10 protein-coding genes and 1 pseudogene are annotated in these 10,671 nt (G+C 61.6%); all 11 read left to right on the top strand.

Annotated features, from left to right (window positions below):
• Positions 1-9 precede the first annotated feature (9 nt).
• Positions 10-1,797, top strand: a complete 1,788-nt coding sequence (fliF, locus tag ACIQY3_RS06590) for a flagellar basal-body MS-ring/collar protein FliF (RefSeq protein ID WP_403018075.1) — start codon at positions 10-12, stop codon at positions 1,795-1,797.
• Positions 1,790-2,809: a flagellar motor switch protein FliG gene (fliG, locus tag ACIQY3_RS06595; RefSeq protein ID WP_054049327.1), complete on the top strand. Its 1,020-nt coding sequence runs from the start codon at positions 1,790-1,792 to the stop codon at positions 2,807-2,809. The genes fliF and fliG overlap by 8 nt, the downstream gene beginning before the upstream one ends.
• A gap of 7 nt (positions 2,810-2,816) precedes the next feature.
• Positions 2,817-3,635, top strand: a complete 819-nt coding sequence (fliH, locus tag ACIQY3_RS06600; RefSeq protein WP_403018076.1) for a flagellar assembly protein FliH — start codon at positions 2,817-2,819, stop codon at positions 3,633-3,635.
• Positions 3,625-4,983, top strand: a complete 1,359-nt coding sequence (gene fliI / locus ACIQY3_RS06605) for a flagellar protein export ATPase FliI (protein WP_403018077.1) — start codon at positions 3,625-3,627, stop codon at positions 4,981-4,983. Before fliH ends, fliI begins: the two co-directional genes overlap by 11 nt.
• A 6-nt stretch (positions 4,984-4,989) precedes the next feature.
• Positions 4,990-5,439, top strand: a complete 450-nt coding sequence (fliJ, locus tag ACIQY3_RS06610) for a flagellar export protein FliJ (protein ID WP_403018078.1) — start codon at positions 4,990-4,992, stop codon at positions 5,437-5,439.
• Between the two features lie 218 nt (positions 5,440-5,657).
• A complete protein-coding gene (locus ACIQY3_RS06615) occupies positions 5,658-5,963 on the top strand; it encodes an STAS domain-containing protein (protein ID WP_054049335.1) in 306 nt (101 codons plus the stop codon).
• A 5-nt stretch (positions 5,964-5,968) separates the two neighbouring features.
• Positions 5,969-7,675: a SpoIIE family protein phosphatase gene (locus ACIQY3_RS06620; protein WP_403018079.1), complete on the top strand. Its 1,707-nt coding sequence runs from the start codon at positions 5,969-5,971 to the stop codon at positions 7,673-7,675.
• A 30-nt stretch (positions 7,676-7,705) separates the two neighbouring features.
• The gene (locus ACIQY3_RS06625; protein ID WP_403018080.1) at positions 7,706-8,074 is read left to right on the top strand and encodes an Hpt domain-containing protein; all 369 of its coding nucleotides are present in this window, start codon (positions 7,706-7,708) and stop codon (positions 8,072-8,074) included.
• An 83-nt stretch (positions 8,075-8,157) separates the two neighbouring features.
• A complete protein-coding gene (locus ACIQY3_RS06630) occupies positions 8,158-9,540 on the top strand; it encodes a flagellar hook-length control protein FliK (protein WP_403018081.1) in 1,383 nt (460 codons plus the stop codon).
• 347 nt (positions 9,541-9,887) lie between these two features.
• Positions 9,888-10,394, top strand: a complete 507-nt coding sequence (gene fliL, locus ACIQY3_RS06635) for a flagellar basal body-associated protein FliL (protein ID WP_403018082.1) — start codon at positions 9,888-9,890, stop codon at positions 10,392-10,394.
• A 9-nt stretch (positions 10,395-10,403) separates the two neighbouring features.
• A pseudogene (locus tag ACIQY3_RS06640) lies at positions 10,404-10,671 on the top strand (flagellar motor switch protein FliM); the annotation flags it as partial.

Genomic DNA, 10,671 nt, shown 5'->3' on the forward strand with positions numbered 1-10,671 from the left:
GATTGAGTCATGGCAGAAGCAGTCGCCGATAATGTTCCGGCCAAGGCCACTCCAATAGACGGTAAACCGCCGCTGTTCGGGTTGTCCTTCCTGGAAAACCTCTCCGAGATGACCATGTTGCGTCAGGTGGGCCTGTTGGTCGGCCTGGCTGCGAGCGTGGCGATTGGCTTTGCCGTGGTGTTGTGGTCGCAGCAGCCGGACTACCGGCCTCTGTACGGCAGTCTTGCCGGTATGGACGCCAAGCAGGTCATGGAAACCCTGGCCGCCGCTGACATTCCTTACACCGTGGAACCCAACTCCGGTGCCTTGCTGGTCAAGGCCGACGATGTGTCCCGTGCGCGACTCAAGCTCGCGGCCGCTGGTGTCACTCCCAGCGATGGCAACGTCGGTTTTGAAATCCTCGACAAGGACCAGGGTCTGGGGACCAGCCAGTTCATGGAAGCGACCCGTTATCGTCGCGGCCTCGAAGGCGAACTGGCGCGCACCATCTCCAGCCTGAACAACGTCAAGGGTGCCCGCGTGCACCTGGCGATTCCGAAAAGCTCGGTGTTCGTGCGCGATGAGCGCAAGCCGAGTGCGTCGATCCTGGTTGAACTGTATTCCGGTCGCTCCCTGGAGCCTGGCCAGGTACTGGCGATCATCAACCTGGTGGCCACCAGCGTTCCAGAGCTGAGCAAATCGCAGATCACCGTCGTCGACCAGAAGGGCAACCTGCTGTCCGATCAGGCGGAGAACTCCGAACTGACCATGGCCGGCAAGCAATTCGATTACAGCCGCCGCATGGAAAGCATGCTCACCCAGCGAGTGCACAACATCCTGCAACCGGTCCTGGGCAACGATCGTTATAAAGCCGAAGTCTCGGCCGACGTGGATTTCAGCGCCGTCGAATCGACCTCCGAGCAGTTCAACCCGGATCAACCGGCGTTGCGCAGCGAGCAGTCGGTCAACGAACAACGCACCGCCAGCAATGGCCCGCAAGGCGTGCCGGGTGCCCTGAGCAACCAGCCGCCATCGCCAGCCTCCGCGCCGCAAACCACCGGTGGCGCGACTGCGTCGGCCGGCATGGTGCAGCCAGGCCAGCCATTGCTCGATGCCAATGGTCAGCAAATCATGGACCCGGCCACCGGGCAGCCTATGCTTGCACCTTACCCGGCGGACAAGCGTCAACAATCCACCAAGAACTTCGAGCTTGATCGCTCCATCAGCCACACCAAGCAGCAACAGGGCCGTTTGAATCGCCTGTCGGTGTCGGTGGTGGTGGATGACCAGGTCAAGATCAACGCGGCCAACGGTGAAACCACTCGTGCGCCATGGAGCGCCGACGAATTGGCGCGCTTCACTCGCCTGGTGCAAGACGCCGTCGGTTTCGACGCAAGCCGTGGCGACAGCGTCAGCGTGATCAACATGCCGTTCTCCGCCGAGCGCGGCGAAGTGATTGCCGATATTCCGTTCTACTCCCAGCATTGGTTCTGGGACATCGTCAAGCAAGTGCTGGGTGTGTTGTTCATCTTGGTGCTGGTGTTCGGTGTGCTGCGTCCGGTGCTCAACAACATCACCGGTGGCGGCAAAGGCAAACAACTGGCCGGTCTGGGCAGCGACGTCGAGTTGGGTGGCATGGGCGGCCTGGACGGCGAACTGGCCAACGACCGCGTCAGCCTCGGCGGCCCACAAAGCATCCTGCTGCCGAGCCCGAGCGAAGGCTATGACGCACAGTTGAATGCAATCAAAAGTTTGGTGGCAGAAGATCCGGGTCGTGTGGCCCAGGTCGTGAAAGAGTGGATTAACGCAGATGAGTGATAACCGAGCCGCTGTCGCCAAACTGTCCCGGGTCGATAAAGCCGCGATTCTGCTGCTGTCCCTGGGTTCGACCGACGCCGCCCAAGTGCTGCGCCACATGGGGCCCAAAGAGGTCCAGCGTGTGGGCGTGGCCATGGCGCAAATGGGTAACGTGCACCGCGAGCAGGTCGAGCAGGTGATGAGCGAGTTCGTCGAAATCGTCGGCGATCAGACCAGCCTGGGCGTCGGCTCCGACGACTACGTGCGCAAAATGCTCACCCAGGCCCTGGGCGAAGACAAGGCCAACGGCCTGATCGACCGCATCCTGCTGGGTGGCAACACCAGCGGCCTCGACAGCCTGAAGTGGATGGAGCCGCGCGCCGTCGCCGACGTGATCCGTTACGAGCACCCACAGATCCAGGCGATCGTCGTGGCGTACCTCGACCCGGACCAGGCCGGCGAAGTGCTCGGCAACTTTGACCACAAGGTGCGCCTGGACATCATCCTGCGCGTCTCGTCGTTGAACACCGTGCAGCCAGCGGCCCTGAAAGAACTCAACCAGATTCTCGAGAAGCAGTTCTCCGGCAACTCGAATGCCTCGCGCACCACCCTGGGTGGCATCAAGCGTGCGGCCGACATCATGAACTTCCTCGACAGCTCGATCGAAGGCCAGCTCATGGACTCGATCCGCGAAGTCGACGAAGACCTGTCCGGTCAGATCGAAGACCTCATGTTCGTGTTCAACAACCTGTCCGATGTCGACGACCGTGGCATCCAGGCGTTGCTGCGCGAAGTGTCCTCCGACGTGCTGGTGCTGGCTCTCAAGGGTTCGGACGAAGGCGTCAAGGAAAAGATCTTCAAGAACATGTCCAAACGAGCGGCCGAACTGTTGCGCGACGACCTCGAGGCCAAAGGCCCGGTGCGTGTCAGCGACGTGGAAACCGCGCAGAAAGAAATCCTCACCATTGCCCGCCGTATGGCCGAAGCCGGAGAAATCGTTCTCGGTGGAAAGGGTGGCGAAGAGATGATCTAAGGTCACTATGTCGTCCAAACATGATGAGTCCAACACTGACCTGATCCGTGGCACCGGGGTCAGTGGGTTCGACGTGTGGTCGTTGCCCAGCTTCGACCCGCATGTGCCGGAGCCCGAGCCGGAACCCGAGCCCGAACCGCCGGAAATGGAAGAAGTGCCGCTGGAAGAAGTCCAGCCACTGACCCTTGAAGAACTCGAAAGCATCCGTCAGGAGGCCTACAACGAAGGCTTCGCCACGGGTGAGAAAGAAGGTTTCCACAGCTCCACGCTCAAGGTCCGTCAGGAAGCCGAGGTGGCCCTGACCGCCAAGATCGCGAGCCTGGAACAGCTGATGGGCCATTTGTTCGAGCCCATCGCCGAGCAAGATTCGCAGATCGAAAAGTCCCTGGTGGATCTCGTGCAGCACATCACCAAACAGGTGATCCAGCGCGAACTGGCCATCGACTCCACGCAGATCGAAAGCGTGATGCGCGAAGCCCTCAAGCTGTTGCCGCTGGGCGTGGGCAATGTGCGGCTGTACATCAATCCCCAGGATTTCGAACAGGTCAAAGCCCTGCGCGAGCGCCATGAAGAAACCTGGCGCATCGTCGAGGACGAGGCGCTGTTGCCCGGTGGTTGCCGGGTTGAAACCGAGCACAGCCGCATCGATGCCACCGTCGAAACCCGTGTCGCCCGGATCATGGACAAGCTGTTCGATCAACTGCATGAGCAAGCCTTGCACCCGGCGGCGCCGGACCTGAGCCTGGAACTGCCGGTGGAGGCAAAGCCTGCGGCCGCGCCGGAAGCCGACCTGCCGCCGGAACCGGACACCCCCGATGCGCCTTGAACGCACCAGTTTCGCCAAGCGCCTGAGCGGCTACGCCGAGGCCACGGAGCTGGAAGGCGCGCCGATCCTTGAAGGTCGCCTGCTGCGCATGGTCGGCCTGACCCTCGAAGCTGAAGGCTTGCGCGCCGCCATGGGCAGCCGCTGCATGGTCATCAACGATGACAGCTATCACCCGGTGCAGGTCGAAGCCGAGGTCATGGGCTTCTCCGGCAGCAAAGTCTTTCTGATGCCGGTCGGCAGCGTCGCCGGCATCGCGCCCGGCGCTCGTGTCGTGCCGCTGGCCGATACCGGTCGCTTGCCGATGGGCATGAGCATGCTCGGCCGGGTGCTCGACGGTGCCGGTCGCGCACTCGACGGCAAGGGCGGGATGAAAGCCGAAGACTGGGTGCCGATGGACGGCCCGACGATCAACCCGCTCAAGCGCCACCCCATCAGCGAACCGCTGGACGTGGGGATTCGCTGCATCAATGGTTTGTTGACGGTCGGGCGCGGCCAGCGTCTCGGCCTGTTCGCCGGTACCGGTGTCGGTAAGTCGGTGCTGCTGGGCATGATGACCCGCTTCACCGAGGCCGACATCATCGTGGTCGGGCTGATCGGTGAGCGGGGTCGTGAAGTTAAAGAATTCATCGAGCACATCCTCGGTGAAGAAGGGCTCAAGCGTTCCGTCGTCGTCGCCTCACCGGCCGATGATGCGCCGCTGATGCGTATGCGCGCCGCGATGTACTGCACGCGTATCGCCGAATATTTTCGCGACAAGGGCAAGAACGTCCTGTTGCTCATGGATTCCCTGACCCGTTTCGCCCAGGCCCAGCGGGAAATCGCCCTGGCCATCGGCGAGCCGCCGGCGACCAAGGGTTATCCGCCATCGGTGTTCGCCAAGTTGCCGAAACTGGTGGAACGGGCCGGGAATGCGGAGAAGGGCGGCGGTTCGATCACTGCGTTCTACACCGTACTGTCCGAAGGTGATGATCAACAGGACCCGATCGCCGACGCCGCGCGAGGGGTGCTCGACGGGCACATCGTGCTGTCCCGGCGTCTGGCCGAGGAAGGACATTACCCGGCCATCGACATCGAAGCGTCTATCAGCCGGGTCATGCCGTCGGTGGTCACGCCGGAACACATGATGCGTGCCCAGTATTTCAAGCAGTTGTGGTCGCGTTATCAGCAGAGTCGCGACTTGATCAGCGTTGGCGCCTACGTGGCCGGCGGCGATCGCGAAACCGACCTGGCGATTTCGTTGCAGCCACAATTGGTCCGCTACCTGCGCCAGGGCCTGAACGACAGCATCAGCCTGGGCGAAAGCGAAGCCTACCTCGGCACGATCTTCGCCCCTGCGGCTGGCGGTTAACCGGCCATGGCCCAGAGTCGCGCGGGGCGCCTGGCACCGGTGGTTGAAATGGCCGAGAAGGCCGAGAAAGCCGCTGTCCAGCGCTTGGGGCACTTTCAGGGCCAGGTGCGTCTGGCCGAAAGCAAACTCGCCGACCTTGAAGCCTTTCGCCTCGATTACCAGGAACAGTGGATCATCCGCGGCAGCAGTGGCGTTTCCGGCCAGTGGTTGCTGGGCTACCAGGGCTTCCTGGCGCAACTGGGCACGGCCATCGATCAGCAGCGCCAGAGCCTGGTGTGGCACCAAAATAACCTGAACAAGGCTCGCGACTCCTGGCAGCAGGCGTTTGCCCGGGTCGAAGGTTTGCGCAAACTGGTGCAGCGCTACATGGACGAGGCGCGCAAGCTCGAAGACCGGCGCGAGCAAAAGCTGCTGGATGAATTGTCCCAACGGTTGCCGCGGCAGGATCCGTATTAAAGCAGGTTCACCGCGTTATCGTTCTTCGCGAGCAGGCTCGCTCCCACAAGGGATCTTCGGAGTGACAGAAATCCAATGTGGGAGCGAGCCTGCTCGCGAAGGGGCCCTCACATTCAGCAAATCTTTGGCGAACCACTGATGCTTCCCACCTTGCCGCCACCCCCGCCAAGTGCTAAACCTTGTACACGCATGTTCGCCAATGACAAGGAAGCCGTTAAATGTCAGTCGTTACAGAAGTCTCCCAAGATGGGCAAAAGCTGACGATTTCGATCAAGGGACGATTCGATTTTGCCAAGCATCAGGAATTTCGTGAGTCCTACGAAAATCTCCAGCCAAAACCCGAGTCCTTCGAAGTCAACCTGAAGGACGCCACTTACCTCGACAGTTCCGCGCTCGGCATGTTGCTGCTGTTGCGTGATCACGCCGGTGGCGAGAATGCCGAAATCTCGTTGACCCACGCGAACGCTGACGTGCGCAAGATCCTCGCGATCTCCAACTTCGAACAAATCTTCGACGTGGCGTGAACGCCGTGCAGTCGTTGTTCGAACCGCTGACGATCCTGATCGCTGAAGACAGCGCGGCTGATCGTATGCTGCTGTCGAGTATCGTCCGGCGTCAGGGCCATGAGGTGCTGACGGCGGCCAACGGTGCCGAGGCGGTCGAAGCGTTTCGTGAGCAACGACCGCAACTGGTGTTGATGGACGCCATGATGCCGGTAATGGACGGTTTCGAGGCGGCCCGGCAGATCAAGGCGCTAGCCGGGGAAACCCTGGTGCCGATCATCTTCCTGACGTCGCTGACCGAAAGCGAAGCCCTGGCCCGATGCCTGGAGGCAGGCGGCGACGACTTTCTGGCGAAGCCCTACAACCAGGTGATCCTCGCCGCCAAGATCAAGGCGATGGATCGCTTGCGACGCTTGCAAGCCACCGTGCTCGAGCAGCGTGACCAGATCGCCCGGCACCACGAGTACTTGCTTAACGAGCAGCGGGTGGCCAAGGCGGTATTCGACAAGGTTGCCCACTCCGGCTGCCTGAACGCGCCGAACATCCGCTACCTGCAATCGCCCTACGCGCTGTTCAACGGCGATTTGTTGCTGGCCGCGTTTACCCCGGCCGGCGACATGCACGTGCTGCTCGGCGATTTCACCGGCCATGGCTTGCCGGCCGCCGTCGGTGCCATGCCGCTGGCGGAAGTGTTCTACGGCATGACCGCCAAGGGCTACGGCTTGTCCGAAATGCTGCGGGAGATGAATGCCAAGCTCAAGCGCATCCTGCCGGTGGACATGTTCTGTTGCGCGACGCTGCTGTGCCTGAGTTTTCAGCGCCGTTCGGTGGAAGTCTGGAACGGCGGAATGCCGGACGGTTACCTGCACAGCAACACCACGGGCGAACGTACGCCGCTGAAGGCGCGGCACTTGCCGTTGGGCGTATTGAGCCCGCAAACCTTTAATGACCGCACCGAAGTGTTCCCGATGGCGGTCGGTGATCGGGTGTTCGTGTTGTCCGATGGGGTGATCGACACCTGCGATGCCAACGAGCAATTGTTTGGCATCGAGCGGTTGGAGGGCGTGTTTGCCGACAATCGTCAGCCCGATGCGTTGTTCGAAGAAATCGAGCAGGCCCTGCGCGACTTCCGTGGCGAGGCCCGGGACGATGTGAGCATGGTCGAGGTCAGTCTGCTGGAAGCGGCACAACTGAACCCGCCAGCACTGGTGTATTCCGACAGCGGCCAGTCCTGCCCGCTGGACTGGTCGGTGAGTTTTGAATTCCGCGCCGCCACCCTCAAGCGCTTCAATCCGCTGCCGTACCTGCTGCAATTGCTGCTGGAAGTGCATGGCCTGCGGGCGCAAAGCGGCGCGTTGTACAGTGTTCTGGCCGAGCTGTATTCCAATGCCCTGGAGCACGGCGTGCTGGGCCTGGACTCCGGCCTCAAGCGCGATGCTTCGGGTTTTGCGCGTTATTATCAGGAGCGCAATACACGTCTGGACCAATTGCAGGACGGCTATGTGCGCCTGCATTTGCAGGTGACGCCCGAAGGCGAGGGTGGCCGCCTGAGCATCCGGGTCGATGACAGTGGCAAGGGTTTCGATGTGGCGCGGGTGATGCAAGGGCCCGTGGAGGGCGTCCGTCTATCGGGGCGCGGCGTCAGTCTGATCCGCCAGTTGAGCCGCAAGGCGAGTTGGTCCGACGATGGTCGTAGTGCGCACGTGGAGTTTTACTGGGAGGCTCTGGCATAATCCGCGAATTCTTGATCAAGGAGTGAACAAGTGGCTGACACACATCTGGATCGCGACGTGCTGAGCGCGTTGCAGGAAGTGATGGAGGACGAGTATCCAACCTTGCTGGATACCTTCATCGCCGACTCCGAAGAGCGTTTGCGCGTCCTGCGACAAGCTGAAGATGCTGCGCAACTGATGAACGCTGCCCACAGCTTCAAAGGCAGCAGCAGCAACATGGGCGCCATTCGCCTGGCCGAGCTGTGCAACGAGCTGGAACAGCGCGCCCGGCAAAAAAGCCTCGCCGGCATCGAAAAACTGGTCGGGGAGATCGACGGCGAGTTCGCCATCGTGCGCCCCCTCTACGAAGCCGAGCGTCAACGCTCACTGGCCGACAATGCGACCGTCCGGCGCTTTTAGATCTTTTTTGGCTGGCCTGGCTCGACCTTTGCAGTTATCTCTCGCAACTGTACCTACGATCCCAGTGCAGCGGAGACCGCGTCATGCCCGTTACCCCCAATTTGCTACTTCAGGCCGCTGCCAAGGCCAAGCCTCAAGCCGCCCCCGCCAATACCCCGGCGGTGGCCGCTGAGCCTGGGGATAAAGCATCCAGCTTCGCCAATGTCTTCGCCAATCAAGCCCAGAACAAGCCCTCCGTGGTGGCTGACGCGCCGGTAAAACCGAGCAAGGATAAGACCCCGGACAGCCCCGGCAAAAAGGACGTCAGCAGCGATAAGTCTGCCGCTTCGAAGCCGGCAGTTGCCGATAGCGGCAAATCCTTGCCCGCCGATAAACCGGCGCCATCCTCCACGGACGACAAGAGCGCCAGCGACAGTGACAGCGATGCGCAGACTACTGATACTCCGGTCGCCGTCGATGCGCCGCCGGTCGATCCAGCGCTGGATCCTGCCCTGATGCAAGCCGTTCAGCCAGTGGCTCCCGCGCCAGTGGCAGAGGCGCCGGCCGTGGTCACGACCGCGCAACCACAAGTCGAGTTGCCAGCGGTTGCCGCTGCCGTGACTGCCGCACCGGCGCAAGCTGCCGCGACCACCGACACGGATTTCGATCCGGAGGCCGATCCCCTCGATGCGCTGCCAGCCCTGCGCATGGCCATGGAACAGAGCGGTCATGTCTCGGCCTCCAGCCAGACTCAATCCAAAACGACGCCCGCACAGGCGTCCGCTGATGGCGAGTTGACCTCGGCGCAGAACTTCGCCGCCGGCATGGCGACCATGCTCGATGTGCAAACCGACAAGGACAGCACCAGCCAGGGCGGCGAAAAGGCCTTCAGTGGCTTGCTCAATGAAGGACTCAAGGACCTGACGTCCGCCAGCAGCGATACCCGTGTCGATGATTTCGCCAGTCGTCTCGCGGCATTGACCCAGGCCGCCACGCCGAAAACCGCCAATGCATTGCCGGTGAACCAGCCGATCGCCATGCATCAGAGTGGCTGGACCGAGGAAGTGGTGAACCGGGTCATGTACCTGTCCAGCGCCAACCTCAAGGCCGCCGACATTCAGTTGCAGCCGGCCGAACTGGGACGCCTGGATATTCGGGTGAACATGATCCCGGACCAGCAGACCCAAGTGACCTTCATGAGCGCTCACCCGAGCGTTCGCGAAGCACTGGATGGGCAAATGCATCGCCTGCGTGACATGTTCGCGCAGCAGGGCATGGGCCAGGTCGACGTCAACGTGTCCGACCAGTCCCGTGGCTGGCAGGGCCAGGGGCAGGAGCAACAGGCGCAGCAAGGGCAGGGCGGTCGCACCAGTGCCAGCGGTGGCCGGGTTGATGCCATGGATGATGAGATTGTGCCGAGCGTTGCCGAAGTGGCCGCCAGCACCACCAGCGTCATCGGCTCCAGTGCCGTCGATTATTACGCCTGATCAAACGCCATACCCTGTGGGAGCGGGCTTGCTCGCGAAAGCGGTTCAACATTCAACATTTATGTCGACTGTTACACCGCTTTCGCGAGCAAGCCCGCTCCCACATTGGTTTGTGGTGCCCGGGCACCACTTTTCCTGATCATTCCCACGCTCCGCGTGGGAATGCAGCCTGGGACGCTCCGCGTCCCTGTCGAAGCGGACGCGGAGCGTCCATTGAGGCATTCCCACGCAGAGCGTGGGAACGATCATCTCCAAGACCTCGACTTCCTCTTCCACACTTCTGGCATAACACTTGCTCTTGCCTTGCCGTGCGACTGTGAAAACCTGAATAGTGACGGATTATTGGCATGGCGAAGAGCGAAGCAGCAGCAGTGGTTAAAGACCCTGCAACCAAAGGCAAACTCAAGCTGATCATTGCGATCGTGGTGGCGGTGCTGCTGGCGATCGGTTTGTCCGTGGGGGCCACCTGGTACTTCATGCACAGCGCCCAGAGCAAACCTGCGGTGGCGGCGGAAACCGCGCCGACCGGCAAGCAACCCGCAGTTTTCGAGCCGATGGCGCCAGCCTTCGTCGCCAACTACACCCAGAACGGCCGCCAGCGCTACATGCAGGTGAGTATCACCATGCAGGGGCGCAATCAGGCTGACCTGGAGGCGCTGAAAGTGCACATGCCGGTCATTCGCAATAACCTCGTCATGCTGTTCTCGGGCCAGGATTTCGCCACCCTCGCGACCCCGGTCGGCCAGGAAATGTTGCGTCAGAAGGCCACCGCCAGCGTCCAGGAAGTGGCGCAAAAAGAGCTCGGCAAAGTGGTGATCGAACAGTTGCTTTTCACTAATTTCGTACTGCAGTAGGAACACGACATGGCCGTGCAGGACCTGCTGTCCCAGGATGAGATCGATGCGCTGTTGCATGGCGTCGACGATGGTCTGGTACAGACCGATACCGCTTCCGAACCCGGCAGCGTCAAAAGTTACGACCTGACCAGCCAGGATCGGATCGTCCGCGGACGCATGCCGACCCTGGAAATGATCAACGAGCGTTTCGCCCGCTACACCCGCATCAGCATGTTCAACATGCTGCGCCGCTCGGCGGACGTTGCCGTCGGTGGCGTGCAGGTGATGAAGTTCG

Origin of the sequence: Pseudomonas sp. NPDC096950, assembly GCF_044762525.1 — a bacterium.
GTDB lineage: Bacteria > Pseudomonadota > Gammaproteobacteria > Pseudomonadales > Pseudomonadaceae > Aquipseudomonas.

Excerpts from the sequence above, each read along its gene's own strand:
- fliH (WP_403018076.1), top strand. The coding sequence starts at position 2,817 with ATGTCGTCCAAACATGATGAGTCCAACACTGACCTGATCCGTGGCACC.
- fliI (WP_403018077.1), top strand. The coding sequence starts at position 3,625 with ATGCGCCTTGAACGCACCAGTTTCGCCAAGCGCCTGAGCGGCTACGCC.
- fliG (WP_054049327.1), top strand. The coding sequence starts at position 1,790 with ATGAGTGATAACCGAGCCGCTGTCGCCAAACTGTCCCGGGTCGATAAA.
- fliF (WP_403018075.1), top strand. The coding sequence starts at position 10 with ATGGCAGAAGCAGTCGCCGATAATGTTCCGGCCAAGGCCACTCCAATA.
- ACIQY3_RS06630 (WP_403018081.1), top strand. The coding sequence starts at position 8,158 with ATGCCCGTTACCCCCAATTTGCTACTTCAGGCCGCTGCCAAGGCCAAG.
- fliJ (WP_403018078.1), top strand. The coding sequence starts at position 4,990 with ATGGCCCAGAGTCGCGCGGGGCGCCTGGCACCGGTGGTTGAAATGGCC.
- ACIQY3_RS06615 (WP_054049335.1), top strand. The coding sequence starts at position 5,658 with ATGTCAGTCGTTACAGAAGTCTCCCAAGATGGGCAAAAGCTGACGATT.
- fliL (WP_403018082.1), top strand. The coding sequence starts at position 9,888 with ATGGCGAAGAGCGAAGCAGCAGCAGTGGTTAAAGACCCTGCAACCAAA.